Source organism: Micromonospora sp. WMMD723, from assembly GCF_049863385.1.
Classification (GTDB): domain Bacteria; phylum Actinomycetota; class Actinomycetes; order Mycobacteriales; family Micromonosporaceae; genus Micromonospora; species Micromonospora wenchangensis.
On sequence record NZ_JBMKNR010000001.1, the window covers coordinates 2,826,483 to 2,852,062 of the forward strand.

At 74.2% G+C, this 25,580-nt stretch carries 22 protein-coding genes; 7 read left to right on the plus strand and 15 right to left on the minus strand.

Features of this window, described 5'->3' with window-relative positions:
* Positions 1-57: 57 nt before the first annotated feature.
* Entirely contained in the window at positions 58-399 is a 342-nt protein-coding gene (locus ACN261_RS12920; RefSeq protein WP_421485456.1) for a PadR family transcriptional regulator, read from the plus strand.
* Between the two features lie 73 nt (positions 400-472).
* Here the strand turns inward: ACN261_RS12920 and ACN261_RS12925 are convergent, their stop codons facing one another.
* The 10 genes from ACN261_RS12925 to deoC all read right to left on the minus strand — a co-directional run bounded on the left by ACN261_RS12925 (position 473) and on the right by deoC (position 11,803).
* Positions 473-1,141 (minus strand): permease prefix domain 1-containing protein, encoded by a 669-nt coding sequence (locus ACN261_RS12925; RefSeq protein ID WP_421485458.1) that lies wholly within the window; start codon positions 1,139-1,141, stop codon positions 473-475.
* A gap of 88 nt (positions 1,142-1,229) precedes the next feature.
* Positions 1,230-3,068: a thiol reductant ABC exporter subunit CydC gene (gene cydC, locus ACN261_RS12930; RefSeq protein WP_425850228.1), complete on the minus strand. Its 1,839-nt coding sequence runs from the start codon at positions 3,066-3,068 to the stop codon at positions 1,230-1,232.
* Positions 3,065-4,750, minus strand: a complete 1,686-nt coding sequence (cydD, locus tag ACN261_RS12935; protein WP_421485461.1) for a thiol reductant ABC exporter subunit CydD — start codon at positions 4,748-4,750, stop codon at positions 3,065-3,067. Before cydD ends, cydC begins: the two co-directional genes overlap by 4 nt.
* Positions 4,747-5,754: a cytochrome d ubiquinol oxidase subunit II gene (locus tag ACN261_RS12940; RefSeq protein ID WP_421485463.1), complete on the minus strand. Its 1,008-nt coding sequence runs from the start codon at positions 5,752-5,754 to the stop codon at positions 4,747-4,749. The genes cydD and ACN261_RS12940 overlap by 4 nt, the downstream gene beginning before the upstream one ends.
* 12 nt (positions 5,755-5,766) lie before the next feature.
* Complete coding sequence (locus ACN261_RS12945) at positions 5,767-7,017, minus strand: cytochrome ubiquinol oxidase subunit I (protein ID WP_425850232.1); 1,251 nt, start codon at positions 7,015-7,017, stop codon at positions 5,767-5,769.
* Between the two features lie 97 nt (positions 7,018-7,114).
* On the minus strand, positions 7,115-8,020 hold the full coding sequence (locus ACN261_RS12950) for a M56 family metallopeptidase (protein ID WP_421485465.1): 906 nt from the start codon (positions 8,018-8,020) through the stop codon (positions 7,115-7,117).
* Between the two features lie 10 nt (positions 8,021-8,030).
* Positions 8,031-8,513: a BlaI/MecI/CopY family transcriptional regulator gene (locus tag ACN261_RS12955; protein ID WP_421485467.1), complete on the minus strand. Its 483-nt coding sequence runs from the start codon at positions 8,511-8,513 to the stop codon at positions 8,031-8,033.
* Between the two features lie 53 nt (positions 8,514-8,566).
* On the minus strand, positions 8,567-9,391 hold the full coding sequence (locus ACN261_RS12960) for an aldehyde dehydrogenase family protein (protein WP_425850235.1): 825 nt from the start codon (positions 9,389-9,391) through the stop codon (positions 8,567-8,569).
* Positions 9,384-10,808, minus strand: a complete 1,425-nt coding sequence (locus tag ACN261_RS12965) for an aldehyde dehydrogenase family protein (RefSeq protein WP_425853591.1) — start codon at positions 10,806-10,808, stop codon at positions 9,384-9,386. Before ACN261_RS12965 ends, ACN261_RS12960 begins: the two co-directional genes overlap by 8 nt.
* Before the next feature lie 5 nt (positions 10,809-10,813).
* Positions 10,814-11,803, minus strand: a complete 990-nt coding sequence (deoC, locus tag ACN261_RS12970; RefSeq protein ID WP_421485469.1) for a deoxyribose-phosphate aldolase — start codon at positions 11,801-11,803, stop codon at positions 10,814-10,816.
* Between the two features lie 150 nt (positions 11,804-11,953).
* On the opposite strand from deoC, the gene upp reads away from it, so the two are divergent.
* Positions 11,954-12,586 carry a uracil phosphoribosyltransferase gene (gene upp / locus ACN261_RS12975; RefSeq protein ID WP_088643926.1) on the plus strand — a complete coding sequence of 211 codons (633 nt, stop codon included), beginning with the start codon at positions 11,954-11,956 and terminating at the stop codon, positions 12,584-12,586.
* 207 nt (positions 12,587-12,793) lie between these two features.
* The gene (locus ACN261_RS12980; RefSeq protein WP_421485470.1) at positions 12,794-13,477 is read left to right on the plus strand and encodes a GOLPH3/VPS74 family protein; all 684 of its coding nucleotides are present in this window, start codon (positions 12,794-12,796) and stop codon (positions 13,475-13,477) included.
* 51 nt (positions 13,478-13,528) lie between these two features.
* Here the strand turns inward: ACN261_RS12980 and ACN261_RS12985 are convergent, their stop codons facing one another.
* From ACN261_RS12985 to ACN261_RS13000, 4 genes are all read right to left on the minus strand, one after another.
* Positions 13,529-13,732, minus strand: a complete 204-nt coding sequence (locus ACN261_RS12985; RefSeq protein ID WP_421485471.1) for a DUF397 domain-containing protein — start codon at positions 13,730-13,732, stop codon at positions 13,529-13,531.
* The gene (locus tag ACN261_RS12990; protein WP_425850238.1) at positions 13,725-14,606 is read right to left on the minus strand and encodes a helix-turn-helix domain-containing protein; all 882 of its coding nucleotides are present in this window, start codon (positions 14,604-14,606) and stop codon (positions 13,725-13,727) included. The genes ACN261_RS12985 and ACN261_RS12990 overlap by 8 nt, the downstream gene beginning before the upstream one ends.
* A gap of 525 nt (positions 14,607-15,131) precedes the next feature.
* Positions 15,132-16,850, minus strand: a complete 1,719-nt coding sequence (locus ACN261_RS12995; RefSeq protein WP_421485474.1) for a phospho-sugar mutase — start codon at positions 16,848-16,850, stop codon at positions 15,132-15,134.
* Positions 16,851-16,942: 92 nt separating this feature from the next.
* Positions 16,943-19,105 (minus strand): protein kinase domain-containing protein, encoded by a 2,163-nt coding sequence (locus tag ACN261_RS13000; protein WP_421486997.1) that lies wholly within the window; start codon positions 19,103-19,105, stop codon positions 16,943-16,945.
* 230 nt (positions 19,106-19,335) lie between these two features.
* Here ACN261_RS13000 and ACN261_RS13005 point away from each other — a divergent pair, with 230 nt between their 5' ends.
* Positions 19,336-20,919 carry an acyl-CoA mutase large subunit family protein gene (locus ACN261_RS13005; RefSeq protein ID WP_204927446.1) on the plus strand — a complete coding sequence of 528 codons (1,584 nt, stop codon included), beginning with the start codon at positions 19,336-19,338 and terminating at the stop codon, positions 20,917-20,919.
* 695 nt (positions 20,920-21,614) lie between these two features.
* Positions 21,615-22,877 (plus strand): amidohydrolase, encoded by a 1,263-nt coding sequence (locus ACN261_RS13010; protein ID WP_363654064.1) that lies wholly within the window; start codon positions 21,615-21,617, stop codon positions 22,875-22,877.
* Here ACN261_RS13010 and ACN261_RS13015 read toward each other — a convergent pair.
* Positions 22,834-23,853 (minus strand): DUF4349 domain-containing protein, encoded by a 1,020-nt coding sequence (locus ACN261_RS13015; RefSeq protein WP_425850243.1) that lies wholly within the window; start codon positions 23,851-23,853, stop codon positions 22,834-22,836. The two genes, ACN261_RS13010 and ACN261_RS13015, sit on opposite strands and share 44 nt — an antisense overlap.
* A gap of 121 nt (positions 23,854-23,974) precedes the next feature.
* Between ACN261_RS13015 and ACN261_RS13020 the strand changes: the two genes are divergently transcribed.
* Both ACN261_RS13020 and ACN261_RS13025 read left to right on the plus strand, forming a co-directional pair.
* A complete protein-coding gene (locus ACN261_RS13020; protein WP_204927449.1) occupies positions 23,975-24,604 on the plus strand; it encodes an MBL fold metallo-hydrolase in 630 nt (209 codons plus the stop codon).
* Positions 24,605-24,607: 3 nt separating this feature from the next.
* Positions 24,608-25,576, plus strand: a complete 969-nt coding sequence (locus tag ACN261_RS13025; protein WP_425850245.1) for a hypothetical protein — start codon at positions 24,608-24,610, stop codon at positions 25,574-25,576.
* The last annotated feature ends 4 nt before the right edge of the window (positions 25,577-25,580 follow it).

The following is a 25,580-nucleotide window of genomic DNA, read 5'->3' on the forward strand; positions in this document are numbered from 1 at the left end:
GTCCGGTGGCGGTGTCCCGCTGGCGGTCCGGCGGGTCGACAAGTAGCGTAACTACACATGAAGGCTCAGGCGTTGCACGGTCACCTCGACGCCCTGCTCCTGGCCGTGCTGGAGCAGGGGGAGCTGCACGGATACGCCGTCATCGAGGCACTGCGCGCGCGCAGCGACGGGCAGCTCGACCTGCCGACCGGCACCATCTATCCCGCGCTGCGTCGGCTGGAGCGGGCCGGCCACGTGGCCAGCTCCTGGAGCACCGTCAACGGTCGGGAGCGGCGCACCTACCGGCTCACCGACTCCGGCCGGGCGTCGCTGGCCGGGGAACGGGCCGGCTGGCGCGAGTTCAGCGCGACCGTCGGCCGCTTCCTCGACCCCGCCGCCCCACCCCCCGGCCCCGCCTGAGCCCCGGCCCCGCCTGAGCCCCGGCCGCGACTAACCCCCGGCCGGCCGGGTGGGCCGCCGCCGGGACGCGACGTCAGCGGGCGGCCACCAGCCACAGCCGGGTGGCCCGGAAAAGGGTGAAATAGGCAGCACCGGCCAGCACCGAACCGATGATCATCGGCGGCCAGGTCAGGGCCGCGTCCCACAGCCCGGCCGACCAGGCGAACAGCGCCACCCCGGCGAGCGCGCCGACGACCAGCGTGCCGGCCAGCCCGAGCCCGAGCAGCCGCTCGGCCGGCGGGCCGCCGCGGCCCCGCCGGGCCGCCCAGCGCCCGCCCAGCAGGGCCGCCAGCGCCAACCCGGCCACGACCAGCCAGATCCCGTCCACCGAAGCGGCGAGCACCTGGTAGCCCGGCGGCGGGGGCGGCCCACCGCTCCAGCTCGACCCCTGCCAGGTCAGGTCACCGCCGAGGGTCAGCACCAGGGCGATCAGCAGCGCCCGCCGGGACAGCCCGCGTAACGCCCCGGCGGCCAGTTCCGCCTGGTACGTCGGGGCCAGGTCGGCCGGCGTACCGAAATCGGCCACCGCCCGCCGCTCGGCCTCCGGTGCCGGCAGACCCCGCTCCCGGTACGCCTCGGTGGCGTCGTCCAGCGCGTCGCGTGCCTCGCGGAGCAGTTCGGTCCGCAGCCGCGCCGGACCCCGCAGCCGGGACCCCAGATCCCGCAGCCGCTCGTCGATCCCCGTCCCGTCGCAGGCACGCATAGCACCACCCTGTCATGCGCCGGTGCGCCCGCGCGTCGGGGAGATCCCCGGACCCGCGCCCCTGGGCCGCCCCGGGACGCCGCCCCGGTCAGGGCGTCAGGGCCAGGTAGCCGCGTTCGGCGGCCGCCTGGAGCAGCCACTGGTCCCGGTACCAGCCGGGGGCGGCAACCAGGTCGGTGTGCCGTCCCCGTTGGACGACCCGCCCGGCGTCGAGCACCACGATCTCGTCCAGCCCGGCCAGACCGCTGAGCCGGTGGGTGATCACCAGCACCGAGCGTCCGGCGGGGGTGGCCGCCAGCGTCCCGGCGAGCACCGCGTCGGCGGCGACCGGGTCGAGCCCCTCGGTCGGCTCGTCCAGCACCAGGACGCCGGGCGCGGCGAGCAGTGCCCGGGCCAGCGCGAGCCGCTGCCGCTGCCCGCCGGAGAGCTGACCGCCCTCCTCGCCGACCACGGTGTCCCAGCCGTCCGGCTGTTCGCGTACCCAGTCCAGCAAGCCGGCGGCACGGGTCGCCTCGACCAGTTCCGCCTCGCCCGCGTCCGGCCGGCCGAGCAGCAGGTTCTCCCGGACCGAGGCGTGGAAGACGTACGCCTCGGCGAGCAGGCCACCGACCGCCCGGGGCAACTCCTCGGGCGGGTACGCCGAGACGTCCCGGCCGGCGAGGGTGACCCGGCCGGCGTCGGGTCGTACCGCCCCGGTCAGCACGGCGGCCAGGGTGCTCTTGCCCGCCCCGCTCGGCCCGACCACCGCGATCCGGCGTCCGGCGGGCAGGTCGAGGTCGAACCCGGCCAGCGCCGGCGCGGCCCCCTCCCGGTACCGGACGACGACCCCCTCGAACCGCACGTCGAGCCCCGTCGTGGTCGCGTCCACCGGGACACCGTCGGCTGCGTCGGTGCCGGGTTCCGGTGCCGGTCGCCGCCGACCGGGCCCGGTCCCGGGGTCACCGTCGGGGGCGTCGTCGAGCAGGGCGGCCACCCGGGCCAGGCCGGCGCGGAGCTGGGTGTGCTGACGCGCCGCGCCGACCAGCGCCAACGCGATCTCCACCGCGGCGAGGGTGCCGACGGCGAGCACCCCCACCAGCACCCCGGCCACGTCGGCGCGGAGTGCGGCGAGCACCACCCCGGCGGCGGTCAGCCCGGCCACCAGGACCCCGGCCGCGTCCACCGCGAACCCGGTCGCGGCGAGCCGACGCTCCAGCCGGGCCAACCGGTCGGCGCGCCGGGTCGCGGCCCGCAGCGCCTGCCCGGTGGCCCCGAAGGCGGCCAGGTCGGCGGCACCGTGGGTGAGGTCGACGGCGTCGGTGGCGAGCGCGCCGCGCAGCGGTGCGACCTCGTCGGCGGCCCGGCGGGTCGACGCGGTGGCGAGCACCGGCAGCACCACCCCGGCGACCAGCAACCCGACCGCGAGCACCCCGGCGGCGGGCAGCGAGACCAGCGCGGCCCCGCCGACGGCCAGCACCCCGACCAGGGCGGCCGCCGCCCCGGGCACGAGCACCCGCAGCAGCAGGTCCTGGACGGCCTCGACGTCGGAGACCAGCCGGCTCAGGGCGTCCCCGCTGCGCTGGCCGGCCGGCCCCGGACGGGCGGCGAGGCTGGCGAAGACCCGGGCCCGGACGTCGGTGATCATGCGGAGCACGGCGTCGTGACCGGCGAGCCGTTCGGTGTAGCGCAGCACCCCCCGGCTGACGGCCAGTGCCCGGACGGCGACGATGGCGACGGTGAGCCGGTCCAGCGGTGGCTGGCCGGCGGCGCTCATCAGCAGCCAGGTGGCGGTGGCCATCAGGGCCAGCCCGGCGAGTTCGGTGGCCGACGCGAGCAGCCCGGCCCCGACCAGCCGGCCCAGGTACGGCCGGGCCAGCCGCAGCACCACCCGCTCGGGTCCGGTGCGCGGCGGCGGGCCTCCCGCGCCGGGGGCAGGGGCGGTGCTCACCGGCCGGCCTCCGCGGTCGGGGTCAGCTCGGTGACCCGGCCGGCGTCGACGTGCAGCACCCGGTCGGCGTCGGCCAGCAGGGCCGGCCGGTGCGCCACCAGCAGGGCGGTACGTCCGGCGACCAGCCGCCGGGTGGCGTCCAGGACGGTCGTCTCACTCGCCGTGTCCAGCCGGGCGGTCGGCTCGTCGAGCAGCACCAGCGGGGCGTCCCGCAGGAAGGCACGGGCCAGGGCGACCCGCTGCCGCTGGCCGCTGGACAGCCCGTGGCCGCGCTCGCCGAGCAGGGTGCCCAGCCCGTCGGGCAGGGCCGTCACCACCTCGTCCAGCGCGGCGTCGGTGACCGCGCGGGCCAGGTCGGCGTCGGGGGTGTCGGGTGCGCCGAGCCGGATGTTGTCGGCGAGCGTGGCGGCGAACAGGTGGGCGCGCTGCGGCACCCAGGCGATCTGCCGACGCCAGTCGTCGTGGTCGACGTCGGCCAGGTCGACCCCGGCCACGGTGATCCGGCCGGCGGTCGGGGCGACGAAGCCGAGCAGCAGGCCGAGCAGGGTGCTCTTGCCGGCGCCGCTCGGCCCGACGACGGCGATCCGTTCGCCAGGCCGGATGGTGAGCGTGACGTCCCGTAGGGCGGTGGTCCGCTCGTAGGCGACGGTGACACCGGAGAAGACGATCTCGCCGTCGCCGGACGGCGTCCGGGCGTGTCCGGTGTCCACCGGGGCACCGCCTGTCGACCCGGCCGGTACGGCGGAGACGGTCAGTGCCTCGTCCAGCGCCGTCAGCCCCTCCATGCTGGCGTGGAACCGGCTGCCGGCGGCCCGCAACGGCAGGTACGCCTCCGGGGTGAGCAGCAGCACCAGCAGCGCGGTGGCCAGGGTGATCCCGCCGTCGAGCAGCCGGATGCCGACCGGTACCGCGACCAGCGCCACCGACAGGGTGGCGACCAGCTCCAGCACCAGCGCGGAGAGGAAGGCGATCCGCAGCGTCCCCATGGTGGCCACGCGGTGCCCGTCGGCCATCCGGCGGACCACCCCGGTCTGTGCCCGCGCCCGGCCGAACGCGCGCAGGGTGGGCAGCCCGGCGACCATGTCGAGGAAGTGCCCGCCGAGCATCGACAGCCGCCGCCACTGCCGTTCGGTGGCGGCCTGGGCCTGCCAGCCGAGCAGCGCGCCGAAGACCGGGATCAGCGGGAGGGTCAGCACGATGATCAGCGCCGAACTCCAGTCGGCGAAGACCAGCCGGGCGAGCACGGCGGCGGGCACGGTGACGCTGAGCACGAGTTGGGGGAGGTAGCCGGTGAAGTAGGCGTCCAGCGCGTCGAGGCCGCGCCCGGTGAGGGTGGCGAGCTGCCCGGCCCGCTGGCCGGCGACCCAGCCGGGCCCGTGCCGGCCGACGGCGGCGAGCAGGTCGGCGCGGAGCGTCGCCTTCACGGTGGCGGCGGCCCGCGCGGCGACGGTGCCCTGCCCCCAGGTGACCAGGGCCCGGCCGCCGACGGCGGCGACGAAGCCGGCCAGCGCGCCGGTGTCCAGCCGGCCGCCGATGCCGGCGGCGAGCACCGTGGCCAGGGCGGTGGCCTGCCCGACGACCAGCAGCGCGGTGAGCCCGCCGAGGGCCGCGAGCACGGCGAGGTCGCGCCGGGCCGCGGGGACCCGGCGCAGCAGACGCGGGTCGAAGGGACGGCGGTTCACCAGTACACCGGTGCCCTGCCGTCGGTCCGTCCCCGGAACACCCACCAGCACATCGCCTGGAAGCCTAGTAGGGCCGGCAGGAGCGGCAGCAGCAGCCAGCCCAGCAGCTGCGACGTCGGCCCGCTGGCCGCCGCCCCGGTGACGGTCACGGTGGCCGCCGGGTCGACCGTGGAGACCAGCACCGCCGGCCAGCGGGCCGCGCCGACGAGGGCCACCGGTAGCGCGAGGGTCGCGCCGGTGGCGACCAGGGCCACCCCGGGCCGACCCCGGCGCAGCGCCGCGCGGGCCGCCAGCAGCGCCCCGACCAGTGCCACCACCAGCAGTACGGCGGGCAGCGGCTGGCGGGTCGCCGCGCGTACCCGGTCGGAGAGCAGGCCCAGCGTGGTGGCCGTGGCGACCGCGGCGAGCGCCCCGACGAGCAGCCGACGGGCCAGCCGGGCGGTCGCCTGGGCGTCGGCGGCCGGCAGGCGGAGGGTGAGGAACGTCGCACCGTGCGCGGCGGCCAGGGCGAGCAGGGCGAGCCCGGTGGCGGCGACGAACGGGGTGGCCAGGTGGGTCTGCCCGGCGACGTGGCCGGCGGCGTCGATCGGCAGGCCCTGGAGCAGCCCGGCGAGCAGGGCGCCCCAGCCGAAGGTGGCCAGCGCGCTGCCGGCCACGATCACCCGGTCCCAGCCCCGGCGGGCGGTCGGGCTGGTCGGCCGGCTGCGGAGCTGCATCCCGGTGGTGACCAGGATCACCCCGGCCAGCGCTCCGGCCGCTGCGGGGTAGTGCCCGGAGAGGAGTTCGCCCTCCAGGCGGGGGAACGCGCCGAAGAGGATGCCGACGGCGGCCACCAGCCACACCTCATTGCCGAGGAGGAACGGGCCGAGGGCGGTGAGCCGGGCGCGGTGGGCGGCCGGGGTGTCGCGCCGGGCGAGCAGCAGCCCCACCCCGTAGTCGTAGCCGGCGAGGACGAGGTAGCCGGCGAAGAAGAGGCCGAGCAGGGCGTACCAGAGCAGGGGCACCGGGGGGTCCTCTCAGGCGAATGCGGGGGTGGGTCGACGCTCGTCGTCGGGCGTGCCGGGCGGGCGGCCGAGCGCCGGGTCGACCGCGCCCCGGGCGGCGTGCCGGGCGAGCAGCGTCCAGTTGGTGACGGCGAGCGCGCCGAGCAGCAGGCTGAAGCCGATCAGGGAGGCGAGCACCAGGCCCGGGTCGACGCGGGAGACGGCCTCGTCGGTGGGGAGCAGCCCGTACGCGGCCCAGGGCTGCCGGCCGACCTCCCGGGCGAGCCAGCCGAGGATCACCGCGACGAACGGCAGCGGCAGGGCGAGCAGGACGAGCCAGAGCGGGAACCGCAGCCGGATCACCAGGTCCCGCCAGAGCAGCGGCAGCAGCAGCCAGACGCAGCCCAGGGTGAACCCGATCAGGATCATGAAGCCGAGACCGACGTTGGACAGCACCGGCGGGGTGTAGTCGCCGGGGCCGAACCGGGTGGTCCACTCGGCGATCCGGGCGTCGGCGGTCGGGCCGGCGTCGAACTTGGTGGGTTGCAGCTCGCCGACCGGGCCGAACTGGGCGAAGCCGAACCCCTGCACCAGGCTGACCGACAGGGCGGCGGTGACCAGCCCGATCCGCAGCGAGGTGCGGTGCAGGGCGAAGTCGGCGGTCCGTCGGATCAGGTGCCAGGCGCTGACCGAGGCCATCAGCATGCCGCCGGTGAGCAGGCTGGCGGCGATCACGTGGCCCAGCGCCATGCCGAGGGTGGGGTTGGTGAGCAGCGCTCCGAAGTCGGTCAGGTGGGCGACCCCGTCCCGCACCCGGTAGCCGACCGGGTGCTGGAGCCAGGCGTTCGCCACCATGATCCAGAAGGCCGAGGCGTACGCGGTGAGTGCGACCCCCCAGAGCAGCGCCAGGTGTACGCCGCGCCGCAGCCGGTGCCAGCCGAAGATCCACATGCCGAGGAACGTCGACTCCAGGAAGAACGCGACAAGCGTCTCGATCGCCAGCGGAGCCCCGAAGACGTTGCCGACGTAGCGCGACAGCCCGCTCCAGTTCAGCCCGAACTGGAATTCCAGCACGAGGCCGCTGGCGATGCCGAGCACGTAGTTGATCACGTAGAGCTGGCCCCAGAAGCGGGTCATCCGCTCCCACTTCGGGTCTCCGGTGAGTGCCCAGGTGGTCTGGAGGCCGACCAGGAGGGTGGCCAGGCCGAGGGTGACCGCCACGAAGAGGAAGTGGATCGAGGTGGTGGTGGCGAACTGGAGGCGCGCGAGGAGCAGGGTGTCCATGAACCTCTCCACAGGTAGTCCCGCTTGTCGTAGCAATGCTACACGTAGCTTGGCTACCTATTCGTGCGCGTGGAGCCGCCGCCCGGTACCCGGGGCGTCAGCTCAGGAACAGCGAGATCGGCAGGGCGGCCAGGGTGGTCGTCACCGCCAGCGCGGCGGCCCCGAGCAGCCGGGGCGGCCGGTCCGCGACCAGCAGCCGCTGCACCCGGACGTCGATGTCCCGGTCACCGAGACCGAGCGTGCCGGCCGGGGTGATCCGGTGCCCGGCGGCGGCGAACCGGCGCAGCGCCCCCGCCAGCGGCGCCTCGGCGTGCAGCGCACGGGCCTTGTCGTCGGCCCGCATCTCGACCAGCAGGGCGACCCGCTCGTGGGCGGCGCCGACCCAGCGGAACCACGGCAGCGCGCGGCGCAGCGCGGTGAACGGCAACAGCACCAGGTCGTGCCGCTCCTGCGCGTGCGCCCGCTCGTGGGCGAGCACCGCCGCCAACTCGGCCCGGTCCAGCAGGCTGAGGGTGCCCGCGCTGACCACCACCCGGGGCCGCACCCCGGGCAGGCAGTACGCGGCGGCACCGGGATGGTCGAGCACCAGCGCGCCGGGGATCGCCGGGTCCCGGCGGGCGACCAGGGTGAGCAGGTCCCGGTGCCGGCGCTGGGCCCGCACCGTGGAGTGCACGCTGCGGACGGTCGTGCCGAGCAGCACCGCGCCGATGCCGAAACCCACCCCCACCAGGCCCAGGTGGACGGCGGTCACCCCGGCCGGCAGGGTGCCGTGGGCCAGGTCGTCGGCGAGGGCCAGCAGCGCCCCGCCGGTCGGCCGGTCGTACGCGGTCAACCCCAACGCCATCGGCAGGCCCATCGCGGACAGCCCGAGCGCCAGCCCGACCGCCTGCCAACAGACGATCGCGACCCGGGGGGCCCGCCACGTCCAGGTGGCGCGGGCCAGTACCTGGGCGGTCAGCCAGCAGGCCAGGACCGTCCCGGCGAAGTGCACGGCGTACGCCACGGCGGTCGCCCTACCGGTCCGTGGCCTCGTCGACTGCCCGGGCCCGGCCGGCGCGCGGGTCCCCGACCCGGTCGGTCAGCCCGGCCCCGGTCGACCCGCCGTCGGGACCGGCCGGTGCGGGTCCGGTCAGCCCGGCCTCCGCGCCGAGCGCCGCCCGCAGCACCTCGGCCTCGGTGCCGGTCACCGAGCGGGCGAAACGCACCAGTGCGGCGTCCCGGCTGCCACCGAGGTCGAGGGCGTCGAGCATGAGCTGGGCGATGTGCGCCTCACGGCTGGCGGCGGCCCGGTATCGCCAGGCCCGCCCCTCGCGTTCGCGCTGCACCATGCCCTTGCCGGCGAGCCGGTCCAGCACGGTCATCACGGTCGTGTACGCCAACTCGCGCCCGTCCAGCGCCTCGGCGACCTCGCGCACGGTCACCCCGTCCGACGTGCCCGGGACCACGTCCCAGAGCACGTCCATCACCGCCCGCTCAAGATCGCCCAACCGAGTCACCAGGTAATCCTACCCCCGGTAGTAGAACCCCTCCCACGGCAGGACACCCGCGATCACACCCCCTTGGGGTGCCAGACCGTCTTCGTCTCCAGCAGCGCGGTCATCCGGCCCAGGCCCGGGTCGCCCGTCCAGTCGTGGTCGGCCGGGACCGGCCGGAGCACCCGCTTGAGGTTCTCCGCCGCCCTGACCTCCAGGTCGGTCGCCAGCTCGGCATCGGTCACCCCGGCCAGGTCGATCGCGTTGACGTCCAGGTGCGCGGCCAGCGTCGGCGCGGTCTCGGTGATCCGGCCGGTGAGCAGGTTGACCACCCCGCCGGGCAGGTCCGAGGTGGCCAGCACCTCGGCCAGGGTCACCGCCGGAAGCGGAGCCGACGGGGAGGCCGCCACCACCACCGTGTTGCCGGTGACGATGGCCGGGGCGATCACGCTGACCAGGCCGAGCAGCGCCGGGGACCCGGGGGCCACCATGGCCACCACCCCGGTCGGCTCGGGCGCGGACAGGTTGAAGTAGGGCCCGGCGACCGGGTTCGCGCCGCCGTACACCTGGGGGAGCTTGTCGGCCCAGCCGGCGTACCAGACCCAGCGGTCGACCGCCGCGTCCACCTCGTCGGCCGGCACGCCGAGCGCGACGAACTGTTCGCGGCGGCCCTCCAGCATCTCGGCCACCCGGTAGAGGATCTGACCCCGGTTGTACGCGGTCGCCCCGGACCACCCCTTGACGGCGGCGCGGGCGGCGACCACGGCGTCCCGCGCGTCCTTGCGGGAGGCCAGTGACACGTTCGAGTCCTGCACGAGATACGACCGTCCCGACTCGCTGCGCGGGAACTTCCCGCCGATGAAGAGCTTGTACGTCTTGCGTACCGCGACCCGCTCAGACATTGAGGTACGCCTCCAGCCCGTGCCGGCCACCCTCGCGGCCGTAGCCCGACTCCTTGTAGCCGCCGAACGGCGAGGTCGGGTCGAACTTGTTGAACGTGTTGGCCCAGACCACCCCGGCGCGCAGCCGGTCGGCGGTCCACAGGATGCGCGAGCCCTTGTCGGTCCAGATCCCGGCCGACAGCCCGTACGGCGTGTTGTTGGCCTTCTCGACGGCCTCGGCCGGGGTGCGGAAGGTCAGCACGGACAGCACCGGGCCGAAGATCTCCTCGCGGGCGACCCGGTGGGCCTGGGTGACCCCGGTGAAGATGGTCGGCGCGAACCAGAACCCCCGCTCGGGCAGCTCGCACGGCGGCGACCAGCGCTGCGCGCCCTCGGCGGCCCCGGCGTCGGACAGCTCCCGGATGCGGGCGAGCTGGGCGGCCGAGTTGATCGCCCCGACGTCGGTGTTCTTGTCCAGCGGGTCGCCGACCCGCAGCAGCGCCATCCGCCGCTTGAGCGCGTCGAGCACCTGCTCGGCGACGTTCTCCTGGACCAGCAGCCGGGAACCGGCGCAGCAGACGTGGCCCTGGTTGAAGAAGATGCCGTTGACGATCCCCTCGACAGCCTGGTCGACGGGCGCGTCGTCGTAGACGATGTTGGCGGCCTTGCCGCCCAGCTCCAGGGTGACCTTCTTACCGGTGCCGGCCACCGACCGGGCGATGGCCTTGCCGACCTCGGTGGAGCCGGTGAAGGCGACCTTGTCCACGCCCGGGTGTTCCACCAGCGCCCGGCCGGTGTCGCCCGCGCCGGTGACGATGTTGACCACGCCGGCCGGCAGGTCGGCCTGCTGGCAGATCTCGGCGAACAGCAGCGCTGTCAGCGGGGTGGTCTCGGCCGGCTTGAGCACCACCGTGTTGCCGGCGGCCAGCGCCGGGGCGACCTTCCAGGCCAGCATGAGCAGCGGGAAGTTCCACGGGATGACCTGCGCGGCCACCCCGAGCGGTCGGGGGTCCGCGCCGAATCCGGCGTACGGCAGCTTGTCGGCCCAGCCCGCGTAGTAGAAGAAGTGCGCGGCGACCAGCGGCAGGTCGACGTCCCGGGACTCCCGGATCGGCTTGCCGTTGTCCAGCGACTCCAGCACCGCCAGCTCGCGGGAGCGTTCCTGGACGATCCGGGCGATCCGGAACAGGTACTTGGCCCGGTCCCGGCCCGGCATCGGACCCCACACCTTCTCGTACGCCTTGCGGGCGGCGCGGACCGCGCGGTCGACGTCCTGGGTGCCGGCCCAGGTGACCTCGGCGAGCACCTCCTCGGTGGCCGGGTTGACCGTCTTGTCGAGGGTCTCGCCGTCGACGAACTCGCCGTCGATGAACAGCCCGTAGGACGACCTGATGTCGACGATCGCGCGCGACTCGGGCGCAGGGGCGTATTCGAACATCATGCTCAGTCCAGGGTGAAGTAGTCGGGACCGGAGTAGGTGCCGGTCGTCAGCTTGGTGCGCTGCATGAGCAGGTCGTTGAGCAGGCTGGACGCGCCGAACCGGAACCAGTCGGGGCTCAGCCAGTCGGCGCCGACGGTCTCGTTGACCATCACCAGGTACTTGATCGCGTCCTTGGTGTTCTTGATCCCGCCGGCCGGCTTGACGCCTACCTGCCGCCCGGTGGCGGCCCGGAAGTCGCGGACCGCCTCCAGCATCACCAGGGTCACCGGCAGGGTCGCGGCCACCGGGACCTTGCCGGTGGAGGTCTTGATGAAGTCGCCGCCGGCCAGCATCGCCAGCCAGGAGGCCCGCCGGACGTTGTCGTAGGTGGCCAGCTCGCCGGTCTCCAGGATCACCTTGAGGTGGGCAGCCGGTCGCCCCTGGCGACCGCCATCAGCAGAGCCGCAGGCCTCCTTGACCGCCTTGATCTCGTCGTAGACCTCGGCGTAGCGGCCGGCCAGGAACGCTCCCCGGTTGATCACCATGTCGATCTCGTCCGCCCCGGCGGCGACGGCCGCCCGGGTGTCGGCGAGCTTGACGTCCAGCGGGGCCTGCCCGGACGGGAACGCGGTCGCCACGCTGGCCAGGTGCACGGCGCTGCCGCGCAGCACCTCGGCCACGTGCGGCACCATCGCCGGATAGACGCAGACCGCGCCGACGTGCGGGCAGGTCGGATCGGCCGGGTCCGGCCGCAGCGCCTTCGCGGCCAGGGCGCGGACCTTGCCCGGGGTGTCGGCCCCCTCCAGGGTGGTCAGGTCCACCATCCGGATGGCCAGGTCGATGGCCTGCGCCTTGGCGGTGGTCTTGATCGAGCGGGTGCCGAGCTGTGCCGCCCGCTGCTCCGCGCCGACCTGGTCCACCCCGGGCAGGCCGTGCAGGAAGGTCCGCAAAGCGGTCTCGGATCGCCCCAGCTCGGACAGGTCCGACCGGGCCGACGTCGTTGTCGCCGTCATGCCCCGAATACTACGCAGCCGCGAGTCGGGTGATCCTGGTCACAGCGGCTCGGGGCGGCCGGTTCGACCCGCCGGGCCGGGGGTGAGCGACGTCGCCGCCCGCCGCGGACCCGTACTGCCCGCCGACCGGGACCGGTAGGTTGAGCGATCGTGGACGTACACGTCATTGACCACCCGCTCGCCCAGTCCCGGCTGACCGCCATGCGGGACGCCCGGACCGACTCGTCGTCGTTCCGGGCCGCGCTGCACGAACTCACCACCATGCTGGTGTACGAGGCCGCGCGCACCTTCCCCGTCGAGAAGTACCCGGTGCAGACCCCGGTCACCGGTGCCGAGGGGACCCGGCTGGCGAACCCGCCGCTGCTGGTGCCGGTGCTGCGGGCCGGCCTCGGGATGGCCGACGCGGCGCTCGGGCTGCTGCCGGAGTCGTCGATGGGCTTCGTCGGCCTGGCCCGCGACGAGGAGACGTACGAGCCACGCGCGTACATGGAGTCGCTGCCCCGGGAGCTGGCCGGCCTGCCGGTGCTGGTGCTCGACCCGATGCTGGCCACCGGCGGCTCGCTGGAGCACTGCTGCCGGCTGCTCGCCGACCGGGGCTGCACCGACATCACCGTGCTCTGCGTGCTCGCCGCGCCGGTCGGCATCGCCCGGCTGGAGCGGTCCGGGCTGCCGCTGCGGCTGGTCACCGCGTCGATCGACGAGGGGCTGAACGACAACATGTTCATCGTCCCCGGGCTGGGTGACGCCGGTGACCGCCAGTTCGGCGGGATGCCCCGCTTCTGACCTGCCCGGCTTGCGGCCGGCGTGCCCCCGTTCAGTTTGCGGCCGGCAGGCCCCGTTTCCGGCCCGCCCGGCCCCGGTGTTTCCGGGCTGGGCGGGTGGGTGGCCGGCAGGTCGTGGGGGAGCGGTCGGACCGGCCGTGGGCGTTGCCCTCCCACCCAGAGCGAGTCGGTGAGCGCGGGGTGCGTTCAGGCGCTACCGTCTCGGGCCATGACTGGTGTTGCGCTGGCGGAGGAGTTGTTGCTCCTCGCGTATGACGATGAGACCGGCAAGGCGACCATGCCCCGGATCAGCCTCGACCTGGGGATGGCGGCTGCCGTCCTGGTCGAGTTGGCCCTTGCCGGCCGGATCGCGTACGTCGATGGGAACCTGGCGGTGACCGACCCGACGCCGGTCGGCGAACCGATCCTGGACGGGGTGCTGGGCCGGATGGCCGCCGACACCCCGCACAGCCCGTCCTCCTGGGTGCAGCGGCTGCGGCACGGCCTGCGTGACCGCATCCTCGGCGACCTCGTCGAGCGGGGCGTGGTGCGTGACGTCGAGGAGACCGAGCTGGACTTCATCGTGGTGCACCGCTACCCGACCACCGACCCGTCCGTGGAACAGGACAGCCGGCGGCGGCTGGCCGAGGCGCTGGCCGGCGAGCAGCTTCCCGACGAGCGGACGGCGGCGCTGGCCACCCTGGTGGCGGTGCTGCGGATGGAACCGGCGCTCGGCCTGACCGGCAGCGCCGCGCAGGACGCCAGGCGTCGGCTGGAGGAGATCGCGGGCGGGGCCGGGTTCTCCGGCACGATCAGCCTGGAGGAGTCGGTGGTCCGTCCGTCGGTGGCCCTGGTGGTCACCGCCCTCGGCCAAGCCGTCGACCAGGCGCTCGGCAAGCGCTCCGTGAGCTGACCGCCACGCGGACCGGTTCCGCAGGCGCACCGTGGGCTGTCCGGACCGCCGTCAGTGGGTGAGTCGGTGGGCCTTGACGTGGGTGACGAAGGTGGACCAGGCGGTGGGTGGGACGGTGAGGGCGGGGCCCGTCGGGTCCTTGCTGTCCCGGATGCCGATGATGCCGGGGAGGTTGTCGGCCACCTCGACGCAGTCGCCGCCGTTGGTGCCGCTGCGGGTGCTGGTGCGCCAGCGGGCACCGGTCAGGTCACTCATGGCACTCTCCTCGGATCGCGTCGATCAGCTCGGTCGATTGTCCCGCGTCGAGGGCGAGGGAATCCAGCCCCTTCCATACCCGCTCGTAGGCGGCGATCTCCGCCGGCTGGTCGAGGTAGAGCGCGCCGGTGAGCCCCTCGACGTAGACGGTCGGCGGCTCGCTCGGGCTGCCCAGCGCCGAGGGCGGGAAGTCGAGCAGCACGAAGGTGCCGGCCTCGGCTGCCAGTGGCGGCCCGGCGGTCAGCGGCAGCACCCGGATCGTGATGTTGTGCCGCTCGCCGACGGCCAGCAGATGCCGGAGCTGGTCGGCCATCACCGACCGGCCGGGCACCGGGCGGCGCAGCACCGCCTCGCTGAGGATCACCGTCAGCGCGGGGGCCGGTGGGAGCCGCCGGGCCAGCAGCCCCTGCCGCTGGATGCGGAAGGTCACCGCCCTCTTCTGCTCCTCCTCGCCCAGCTCGGGCCGGTTGTGCTGGAAGAGCGCGGTGGCGTAGCCGGGGGTCTGCAACAGCCCCGGCACCAGTTCGGCGTTGTAATGACGAATACTGCTGGCGACGTTCTCCAGGCCGACGTAGAGCGAGAACCAGGCCGGCACGGCGCTCCCGTGCGCGTGCCACCACCCCTCGGCCCGGCTTACCTCGGCCAGCCCCAGCAGCACGCTCGTCTGGTCGGGGGTGGCCCGGTACAGCTCGCAGAGCACCCGGACGTCAGGCGTCTTGGCCGACGTCAGGCCCCGCTCGATGCGCCAGAGCTTCTGCCGTGAGCAGTCCAGCTCCCCGGCCGCTGCTTCGATGCTCAGCCGGGCGTCCTTCCCGCAGTTGGGTGAGCAGCCTGCCGAGCTGCCGTCGTGGCACGGTCGAACTATTTGTTTCACGCACCGTGCAACACCTTTCCGTCTGGAATGAAACAACGGGTCTCCGCCGATGCAACATCAGAGAGAACGCATACCGGTGAGGTCAGGAAAATGGCGAGATCGATGCACCGATGCTAATCACGTAAGCGGGTGGTGTGCAAGTGGTGACACCTGGTGATACCGCTGTTGGTGCCAGGTCGCGAGCCCTGACCGTGTCCTGCCCCGCCGCCCTCGGCAGGCTGCCCAACCAGCCCGGGGTGGGATCGTGCGAATTCGGGGAAGAGTTGCGCCATGCCACCGATATAGCGGTATCCCCGGGCGCGGATACCGCTATTTGGGCCACATGGAGTTGACCGCACGGCCGGGCGCACCACGCCCCGGCCGAGACCGCCCTATCGCGGCCGACCGATGCGGTGGATAAGGCCGCACGATGTCGCCGATATAGCGGTATCCACCCCGTCCGGATACCGCTATATCGGCCCCATTGAGTTGATCATGCGCTCGCCGCGCGGCGAACGGCGCGGCAGGACACGCGGCGGGCCGGGGTCAGATCCCGAGGGCGGTGGCGACCTCGGCGCGCAGCGTGGTGAGCGCCGCCGCCGCGCGGGTCCGGGCCGCCGGCACGTCGCCAGCCGCGACCGGCTCCACCACCTCCAGGTACGCCTTGAGCTTCGGTTCGGTGCCCGAGGGACGGATCACCACCCGGGCGGCGGCGGTCCGCAGGATCACCACGTCGGCGTCGGGCAACAGATCCTGCGCCCCGGTGACCGGCGCACCAAGCAGCGTGGTCGGCGTGGCCGCCCGCACCCGGGCCATCGCGTCGGCGATGATCCGCAGGTCGTCCACCCGGACCGACAACTGGTCGGTGTGGTGCACGCCGAACTCGGCGGCCAGCTCGTCCAGCCGGTCGGTCAGGGTGCGCCCCTGCGCCTTCAGCCCGGCGGCCAGCTCGGCGACGGTCAGCGCGGCGGTGATGCCATCCTTGTCGCGTACGTGGTCGGGGGCCACGCAGTAGCCGAGGGCCTCCTCGTAGCCGTACGCCAGCGGCGGCGTCCCGCCCCCCGCCCGGACGATCCACTTGAACCCGGTCAACGTCTCGTCGTACGCCCGGCCCCGGGCCGTGCACATCGCCCGGAGCAGGGACGACGACACGATCGTGGTCGCGTACAGGCCATCGACGCCACGGCGCATCAGGTGGTCGGCGAGTAGCACCCCCACCTCGTCCCCGCGCAGCATCCGCCACCCCGGCCCGGCACCCGAGGACACCGGCTCGGCACCCGACGGGCCGGCCACGGCACCCGACGGCTCGCGGACCACCACCGCGCAGCGGTCGGCGTCCGGGTCGTTGGCGATCGCCAGGTCGGCGTCGGTGGCGTCGGCGAGGGCCACCAACCGGTCGACCGCGCCGGGCTCCTCCGGGTTGGGGAAACTGACGGTGGGGAAGGCCGGGTCCGGTTCCGCCTGGTCGGGCACCACCCCCGGGGTCGGGAAACCCGCCCGCGCGAAGGCCGCGGTCAGCACCGCCGCCCCCACTCCGTGCAACGGGGTGTACGCCACCCGCAGGTCACGCGGCCCACCCGGGGTGATCACCGCGACGGCCCGCTCCACGTACGCGGCGACCAGGTCGTCGCCGAGCACCTGGCCGGGCGGCCCCAACGGCACCTGCGCCAGCGGGCCGACCGCCCGGATGGCCGCCTCGATACCGGCGTCGGCGGGCGGCACGATCTGCGCCCCCGCGCCGAGTGCTCCACCGAGCTGGGCACCCAGGTAGACCTTGTAGCCGTTGTCCTGCGGCGGGTTGTGGCTGGCCGTCACCATCACCCCGGCCACCCCGCCGAGCTTGCGCACCGCGTACGCCAGCACGGGGGTGGGCAGCGGCCGGGGTAGCAGCAGCGCCGGCCGGCCCGCACCGGTGGCGACCTGGGCGGTGCGCTCGGCGAACTCCCGGGAACCGTGCCGGGCGTCGTACCCGATGACCAGCGGACCCTCGCCGCCCTCGGCGGCGAGCCAGCCGACCAGCCCGGCCGCCGCCCGGGTGACCACCGCGAGGTTCATGCCGTTCGGCCCGGCGCGCAGCGGGCCGCGCAACCCGGCCGTGCCGAAGGTCAGCGGGCCGGCGAACCGGTCGGCCAGCTCCGGCGCACTGGCCGGCAGCCGGTCGAGCACGGCCCGCAGCTCGTCCCGGCTGGCCGGGTCGGGGTCGTCGTCGAGCCAGCGTCGAGCCTGGTCGCGAATCCGGTCGAGGTCAGTGGTTTCCGCCGCCATGGCCTCTTGATAGCACGGCGGCGGTGCGCCGGGTCCGGTCGACCCGGATCACCTTGTCGGGCGGCCCGGCCCGGTCCACCCGGCGACCCGGCTCAGCTGGACCCGGTGAGCTGGAACGACTTGACCATCTCGTCGAAGATCGGCTTGCTCTCGGCGAACCTGGCGTCGTTGGCGGTGAGGTAGAACGAGTAGATCCGGCCCTCGTGCACCAGACCCCGCCACACGCCGTGCCGCTTGGTGTCGCCCTTGCCGCAGGTGTATTCCAGCTCGGCGGCCGGCTTACCGGCCAGCGTGTTCTCGGTGATCCCCACCTGCTGGTAGGGCTCCACGCAGGACCGGGACCGGGTACGCAGGTTGTCGCCGGCCACCTCGGCCCAGCGGACCGAGGAACTGCCGCCCCGCTCGACCAGGATGCGGACCTTGCGGGTGTCGTCCTGCGGGTCGATGTAGTCGACCCAGTCACCGGCGCTCTTGCGCGCCCACCCCTTCGGCACGTTCACCCGGATGCCCTTGGCGTCGTGCGCCTGCGTCTCGAACCCACCACCACCGGCGGGTGCGCTCGGGCCGGCCTGCGGGGGTGGGGTCGACTCCGGGTCGCCGCCGCCGAACAGCGCCACCGCACCGATCAGCACCACCACGGCCAGGCCGCCGGCCGCCGCGAGCTGGAGCTTGCGGGGCCAGCCCTTGACCGTGCCGACCAGGCGACCGCCGGCACCCTTCGCCCGGCCGAGCGCGCCACCGCCGTCCCCGCCCGGCGGCGGAGGCGGCGACGTCCACGACTGACCGGTGCCGGGGATGGACCACTGCCCGCCGTACACCGCCTGGGTCGGCTCGGCGTTCCCGCCGCCGCCGTAGATGGCCTGGGTCGGCTCCGCCGCCCCGTAGGCGGGCCGGCCGGCCGGGGTGCCCGTGCCGATCCGCTGGGTGGCGTCGGCGGTGCCGCCACCGATGCGCTGGGTGGCCTCCGGCGTGGTGCCCGGGGCGATCCGCTGGGTGGCGTCCGGGGTGATCCGCTGGGTGGCCTCGGGCCTGCCGTACGTGCCGGCGGTCGGGCCGGTCGGCAGCGCACCGGCGGTGGGCCCGGTCGGCGGCGGCATCGCGCCGGTCGGGGTGTGCAGCGGGCCGGCGAACGCGTCGGCGCTGGTGTCGTCGAGGGCGGCGGCGGAGGAGGTCGCCACCGGCTCGGGGCGTTCACCCCGGCGCAGCTTCGCCAGCCGGTCGGTCAGCGACTCGCCGGCGGCCAGCATCGCCCGGCCACCGATCTGCCCGCTCGGCTTCGAGTCGGCCGGCGGCGCGGCGATGGCCGGCGGCCCCGACGGGCGCTGCACCGGCACCACCGAGTACGGGTCGGTGATCGAGTTGACCGCCGTCGCCGTGCTGGTCAGCGGCCCGGCGAGGAGTTCGCGCAGCATCGCCCGCGCGGTGTGCACGTCGAGCCGGCGGGCCGGGTCCTTCTCCAGCAGGCCCATCAGCACCCGGGTCAGCGGGCCGCTGCGCTGCGGGGTGGCCGGCGGGTCCTCGACCACCGCGTGCATCGTCTCGATCGGGTCGCCCTTGTCGAACGGGGGCCGCCCCTCGACCGCCGTGTAGAGGGTCACGCCGAGCGAGAACAGGTCGCTGGGCGGGCCGAAATCCTGCCCCATGGCGCGTTCGGGGGAGATGAAGTGCGGCGAGCCCAGCACCATCCCGGGGGTGGTGAGCTGGACGTCGGTGGGCATCCGGGCCACCCCGAAGTCGGTCAGCACGCAGCGGCCGTCGGTGCAGATCAGCACGTTCGCCGGCTTGACGTCGCGGTGCAGCACCCCGTTGGCGTGCGCCACCTCCAGCGCGCCGAGCAGCGCGATGCCGATCTTGGCGACCGCGCGCCCGGCCACCGGGCCGTCCTCGATCACCATGTCGGCGAGGCTGCGGGCGTCCAGCAGCTCCATCACGATCCACGGCCGGCCACCCTCGGTGACCACGTCGTACACCTGGACCACTGCCGGGTGCTGGATCGCGGCGGCGGCGCGCGCCTCGCGCAGGGTGCGTTCGTACATCGCGTCCCGGTCGCTGGGGGCCAGCCCCGGCGGCAGGACGACCTCCTTGACCGCCACGTCTCGTCGCAGCAGGGTGTCTGTCGCGCGCCAGACCGTGCCCATGCCGCCGTTGCCCACCGAGGAGCGCAACTCGTACCGGCCGCCGATGGTGGTGCCGGGTGCTGCGCGTCCGTTGGGGGGACTCACTGGTCCGCCGCTCCACGTCGGGATCTGAGTCACAGGAAAAGCCACCGGGAAAGTCGAGGGGGCTGGGACACAACCTCTCTATCTTGCTGGTTCCGACGCCCGATGCGAAACCCGACGCGGCGGACCTTTGTGCTATCCGACCGTACCCACCGTCGGCTCGAACGGTGTGTACCTGGCCGTTCACCTCCCGTCGACCGATGCCGAACCGAGATGTGCGCCATCCCTCACCCCACCGATGCCGCCGCGCGTCCTACCATCCGTGGATGAGTGAAGCGCGGGCGAGCGAGTCGGGGTTCCCCATCAAGGGTGTGTACACGGCCGCGGACCTCCCCCCGGAGCTGGACTCCCGCCTGGGCGAGCCGGGTCGTTACCCGTACGCCCGGGGGGTCTACCCCACGATGTACACCTCCCGGCCGTGGACGATGCGGCAGTACGCCGGCTTCGGCACCGCCACCGAGTCCAACGCGCGTTACCACCAGCTGCTGAAGGCCGGGACGATGGGCCTGTCGGTCGCCTTCGACCTGCCCACCCAGATGGGCTACGACTCCGACGACGCCATCGCCAGCGGCGAGGTGGGCAAGGTCGGGGTGGCGATCGACTCCATCGAGGACATGCGGCTGCTCTTCGACGGCATCCCGCTGGACAAGGTCTCCACCTCGATGACCATCAACGCGCCGGGCTCGGTGCTGCTGCTGCTCTACCAGCTCGTCGCCGAGGAGAACGGCCTGTCCGGCTCGGCGCTCAACGGCACCATCCAGAACGACATCCTCAAGGAGTACATCGCCCGGGGGACGTACATCTTCCCGCCGAAGCCGTCGCTGCGGCTGGTCGCCGACACCTTCGCGTACTGCCGTAAGGAGGTGCCGAAGTGGAACACCATCTCCATCTCCGGCTACCACATGGCGGAGGCCGGTGCGACGCCCGCGCAGGAGATCGCGTTCACCCTCGCCAACGGTGTGGAGTACGTCCGGGCCGCGCTGGCCGCCGGGCTGGCGGTGGACGACTTCGCCCCCCGGCTGTCGTTCTTCTTCGTGGCCCGCACCACCCTGCTGGAGGAGATCGCGAAGTTCCGGGCCGCCCGGCGGATCTGGGCCCGGCTGCTGCGTGACGACTTCGGCGCGAAGGACCCGAAGTCGATGATGCTGCGGTTCCACACCCAGACGGCGGGGGTGCAGCTCACCGCCCAGCAGCCCGAGGTGAACCTGGTCCGGGTGGCGATCCAGGGGCTCGCCGCGGTGCTCGGCGGCACCCAGTCGCTGCACACCAACAGCTTCGACGAGGCGATCGCGCTGCCCACCGAGAAGGCCGCCCGGCTGGCGCTGCGCACCCAGCAGGTGCTGGCGTACGAGACGGACCTGACCGCCACCGTCGACCCGTTCGCCGGGTCGTACGTGGTGGAGGCGATGACCGCCGAGATCGAGGCGGCGGTCAACGACCTGATGGACCGGGTCTTCGACCACGGTTCGGCGGTGGACGCGATCGAGGCCGGGTTCCAGAAGCGGGAGATCGAGCAGTCGGCCTACCGGTTCGCCCAGCAGATCGACGCGGGGGAGCGGGTGGTGGTCGGGCTGAACCGCTTCCAGATCGACACCGAGGAGCCGTACGAGCCGCTGCGGGTGGACCCGACGATCGAGGCGACCCAGGCGGAGCGGCTGGCCCGGCTGCGGGCCGAGCGGGACGGCGCGGCGGTCGACCGGGCCCTGGCCGAGCTGCGGGCCGCCGCCGAGGGCGACGAGAACGTGCTCTACCCGATGAAGGAGGCGCTGCGGGCCCGCGCCACGGTGGGCGAGGTCTGCGGCACGCTGCGCCAGGTCTGGGGGACGTACCGCCCGAGCGACCGCTTCTGATCCCGTCCGGACCGCGCGGTCCGGACGGTGCGCCGCCCGCGACCCGGCGGGCGCGCCGCCCCCCGACGTCGATCCACACGCCGACCCCCGATGCTGATCCACACGGCGACCTCCGCCGGCAGCCCGCTGCCGGCAGGGGTCGCCGTCGTCGTCCGGTCGGGGCCGCTAGGGGTCGCCAGGCGGGAGGGGCGGGGCTACCGTCGGTGACGACCTGGCGGTGGTGTGACGGTCGGTTCGCCCGGCTGGTGGGTGGTCCGCGCGGCCGGGGCGTGCGGCGCGGGGTTCGTGGGTAAACCGGTGCGGATGAACGGGACGGACAGCATGTCCGGGCGGGCCCGGAGACGCCGTGTCACGGTCGGGAACCGGTTGACCACCCGGCGGCGTCGGCTAATTGTCGGACCGGCGGTCAACCGGGGCGACCAATGCGACAATTCGGATACGACGGCCCCGGATCGACGCCGATTTCGCGACCGCCCAATCGGTTACGCGTTGTAGGAGGTGGGGGGCAGATGACGGCGTCCGACCGCGATCTACCTGCTGTCCCGCAGATATTCGAGCCCTCCCACCAGGGCTTACGTGACGCTGTGCGCTCTGATCGCTACCGTAACGAGGTTGCGCAGCGTCACCATCGGAGGTCTAGGCTGTCTGCTGTCCTCCCTGAAGATCCATCCATTTCTAGTGATCGAGAATTCGACGTGACGAGTGCGTTGACGCTGCCGAACGGCAGCCAGCTGGCGTCGTCCTGGCCGGAGGCGCCGTCCGGGTCCCAGCCCCTGCCCCACGATCTGGATCACCTGCTCGCGCTGCGGGTGCCCGGTCTGATCGCCACCCGCCGCCACCTCCACTCCCACCCGGAACTGTCCGGGGAGGAGTTCGAGACGGCGGCGCTGATCGCCCGGGAACTCACCCTCGCCGGGTTGCACCCCCGACTGCTGCCCAAGGGCAACGGGGTGATCTGCGACATCGACGGGCGGCCGGACGGTCCGGTCGTCGCGCTCCGCGCCGACATCGACGCGTTGCCGCTGACCGACCCCAAGGAGGTCCCCTACCGGTCCACCGTGGAGGGGGTCTGCCACGCCTGCGGTCACGACGTGCACACCGCGGTGCTGCTCGGCGTCGGCATGCTGCTGGCCCAGCTCGCCGACGCGGGCCAGCTCGACGGCCGGGTCCGGCTGATCTTCCAGCCGGCCGAGGAGATCCTGCCCTGCGGCTCGCTGGAGGTCATCGAGGCCGGTGGCCTGGAGGACGTCGTCCAGATCTTCGCGCTGCACTGCGACCCCAACCAGCCAGTGGGGAAGGTGGGGCTGCGGGTCGGTCCGATCACCGCGGCGGCCGACAACGTCACCGTGAGACTCAGCGGGCCCGGCGGGCACACCGCCCGTCCGCACCTGACCGTCGACCTGGTCGACGCGCTCGGCCGCCTGGTCACCGAGGTTCCGGCCCTGGTCACCCGCCGGGTGCCGGCCAACAGCGGGCTGCTGCTGGTGTTCGGCCACGCCTCGGCCGGCACCCGGTACAACGTCATCCCGTCCGAGGCGTGCGCGGCCGGCACCCTGCGGGTGATGGACCGCGACACCTGGGAGCGGGCCCCCCAGATCGTCGCTCAGGTCGTCCGGGACGTCATCGCGCCCACCGGCGCCACCGTCGACCTGGAATACCTGCGGGGTCGGCCACCGGTCAGCAACGACGCCCGCGCCATCGGCATCCTCACCGCCGCCACCGCCGCCGCGCTCGGCCCGGAGGGGATCGCGGAGACGCCGCAGAGCATGGGCGGCGAGGACTTCTCCTGGTACCTCGAACACGTCCCCGGCGCGTTGGCCCGGCTCGGCGTCGGCCGGGTCGGCGGCCCCACCGTCGACCTGCACCGCGCGTCGTTCGACGTCGACGAGCGGGCCATCCCGGTCGGGGTGCGGCTCATGGTGCAGACCGCGTTGCGGGCACTGGCGGCGGTCCGCTAGGCACCGGCGGGTGGCCCCCGCCGCCCGGTCCACCAGGCATCGGCGGGTGTCCCCCGCCGCCCGGTCCCACCGGCGGCGCGGGCCGCCGCTGGCGGCGTCGCCGACGCAGCAGCACCACGGCCGCCGTCACGGGCACCCCGATGAGCAGCAGCCAGGGCAGCAACGCCCCCAGCACGGTGAGCAGCACGCCCATCGAGGCGAGGAAGACGGTCCAGCCGCCGCGCAGACCCACCATGAAACCCGTCCGGTCCTCCTCCTGCCCGTCGTCGGCCGTCGAGGCGTCCCGGCCGACGAAGGTCACCGTGACCGTGGAGAGCGCCGTCAGGTCGGCCAGCCGACGCTTCTTCGCCTCCAGCGAGGCCAGATCCGCCTCCCGGCGGCTCACCTCGTTCTCCAGCGAGACCAGCTCGGACACCGTGTTGGCGCGGGCCAACAGCCGCCGGGCACTGTCCACCCGGGCCCGCTGCGTGGTGATCCGGGCGTCCAGGTCGACGGTCTCCTCGGTGACGTCCTGGGTACGGATCTCGCGGCGCTGCTGCCGTCCGTAGGTGGCCAGCTCGTCGACGAGCGCGGTGAACTTCGCCGCCGGCACCCGCAGCTCCAGTTCCGCCTGCGCGGACGCCGACACGCTGCGCCGCTGGTCCCCGCCGACGAACCCGCCGCTGGCGGTGACCGCCGCCACCGCCCGCCGGGCCGCCGCCTCCACGTCGTCCACCTGCACCCGCATGGTTCCGGTGTAGATGATCGCCCGCTGGTCGACGCGCAGGTCGGCAGCGCCCGTACCGGCCTGTCCCGCCGCCGCGTCCCGGTCCGGTGCAGCGCCCCCCGGCGCCCCCTGCGCCGGCGCCTTCTCCTGCGGCGCGGAACCGGCCGAACTGCCGTCGCGGTCGGCCGCCCCGCACCCGGCCAGCAGCAGCGCCGCCAACCCCATCGCCGCCAGGGCCCGCGCCCCGGTTCCCGCCGTCCTCAGTGTCATCCCCGCTCCCGTCGTCGTCCGTCCCCCGGTTCCGGGGCGATAGCTCGGACGCGGCGCACGGCCGCTCCGGTTCCGGCAGACTGCGCTGAGGACATCACGATTCGATATTCGAGGAGTCACGATGCGGCTCACCAAGTACACGCACTCCTGCCTCCGCATCGAACGCGACGGGGCGGTGCTGGTCGTCGACCCCGGCGTGTTCAGCGAGGCGGCGGCGCTGGACGGGGCGGACGCGGTGCTGGTCACCCACGAACATCCCGACCACCTCGACGTCGCCGCGCTCACCCGGCGGCTGGACCGGGCACCACTGCCGGTGTACGGGCCGGCCGCGCTCGGGGCGGTGCTCGGCGACGCGGCGCAGGCGCTCACCCCGGTCGCCCCGGGCGACACCTTCACCGCCGCCGGCATCCCGGTCCGCGCCGTCGGCGGCCGGCACGCCGTCATCCACCCCGACATCCCGGTGGTGGAGAACGTCGGCTACCTGTTCGACGACACGGTCTACCACCCCGGCGACGCGCTGCACGTCCCCACCGACGTCGAGGTGCAGACCCTCTTCGCCCCGATCCACGCACCCTGGTCGAAATTCTCCGAGGTGGTCGACTTCATCCGGGCGGTCGCCCCGCGCCGGGCGTACGCCCTGCACGACGCGCTGCTCAACGACAACGGCTACGGCGTGCTCGACCGGCAGTACACGGCGCTGTCCCGCACCGACTACCAGCGGCTGGAGCCGGGCAGCCGGATCGACGCCTGAACCGTGGCCGTCGACGAGTCCGAGCTGGCCCGGCAGCTCTACCGCACCCCGCCCGACCGGTTCGTCGCCGCCCGGGACGCCGCCGTCGTCGAGGCCCGCCGGGCCGGTGACCCGGGCACCGCCCGGCGGATCGCCGGCTGGAAACGACCCACGGTGGCGGCCTGGCTGGTGAACCTGCTCGCCCTGGACCGTCCCGACCTGGTCGCCGACCTCGGGCCGCTGGCCGAGGCGCTGCGCACCGCCCAGCGTGACCTCAAGGGTCCCCGGCTGCGGGAACTGTCCGCCCAGCGGCGGGAACTGGTCGCCGCCCTGGTCACCGAGGTACGCCGGATCGCCGCCGATCTTCCCGACGCGCCGCCCGCCGCCCGGCTCCCGCTGGCCGAGGTCGAGGCCACCCTGCACGCGGCGCTCGCCGACACCGCGGTCGCCGAACAGGTCCGCGCCGGACGGCTGCTGAAGGCGGTGCACCACTCCGGCTTCGGCGAGGTCCCCCGCCCGCAGCTCCGACTGGTCACCGGTGGCGCAGCGGCGGCTGCCGGTGGCGGGGCGGAGCGTGCCGGTGGCGGGGAGGCGGACGTCGTACCGCAGCGGGAGGCCCACCGGGGCGGGGCGCGACGGGCCCGGGAGGCGCGGGCCGCGCGGGCCGAACGGGCGAAGCGCCGCCGTGCCCTGGACCGGGAGCTGACGGCCGCGCGGGCCGCCCAGCGGCAGGCCGAACGGGACCTGGACGGCACGACGACGGCCGAGCGGGACAGCGTCGCGGCGCTCGACCGGATCGAGGGGGAACTGGCCGAACTGGAGCGTCGTCGGGCCGTCGCCGAACAGGAGCTGAGCCGGGCGAAACTGGCCCGTCGGGCGGCCGAGCGGACGCTGACCGCGGCCCGCCGCCGCACCGGTGAGGTCGAGGGCGCGATCGAGGCGGTGGACGCCGAGGAGGCGGACCCCACGGCGGGCGGTGAGGAGGCAGACTGAACGC

Coding starts and splice junctions, on each gene's coding strand:
- ACN261_RS13015 (WP_425850243.1), bottom strand. CDS start 23,853: ATGACACTGAGGACGGCGGGAACCGGGGCGCGGGCCCTGGCGGCGATG.
- ACN261_RS12965 (WP_425853591.1), bottom strand. CDS start 10,808: ATGTTCGAATACGCCCCTGCGCCCGAGTCGCGCGCGATCGTCGACATC.
- ACN261_RS12985 (WP_421485471.1), bottom strand. CDS start 13,732: ATGAGTGACCTGACCGGTGCCCGCTGGCGCACCAGCACCCGCAGCGGC.
- deoC (WP_421485469.1), bottom strand. CDS start 11,803: ATGACGGCGACAACGACGTCGGCCCGGTCGGACCTGTCCGAGCTGGGG.
- ACN261_RS12995 (WP_421485474.1), bottom strand. CDS start 16,850: ATGGCGGCGGAAACCACTGACCTCGACCGGATTCGCGACCAGGCTCGA.
- ACN261_RS12920 (WP_421485456.1), top strand. CDS start 58: ATGAAGGCTCAGGCGTTGCACGGTCACCTCGACGCCCTGCTCCTGGCC.
- ACN261_RS12945 (WP_425850232.1), bottom strand. CDS start 7,017: ATGGACACCCTGCTCCTCGCGCGCCTCCAGTTCGCCACCACCACCTCG.
- ACN261_RS12925 (WP_421485458.1), bottom strand. CDS start 1,141: ATGCGTGCCTGCGACGGGACGGGGATCGACGAGCGGCTGCGGGATCTG.
- ACN261_RS13020 (WP_204927449.1), top strand. CDS start 23,975: ATGCGGCTCACCAAGTACACGCACTCCTGCCTCCGCATCGAACGCGAC.
- ACN261_RS13005 (WP_204927446.1), top strand. CDS start 19,336: ATGAGTGAAGCGCGGGCGAGCGAGTCGGGGTTCCCCATCAAGGGTGTG.
- ACN261_RS12960 (WP_425850235.1), bottom strand. CDS start 9,391: ATGTCTGAGCGGGTCGCGGTACGCAAGACGTACAAGCTCTTCATCGGC.
- ACN261_RS12980 (WP_421485470.1), top strand. CDS start 12,794: ATGACTGGTGTTGCGCTGGCGGAGGAGTTGTTGCTCCTCGCGTATGAC.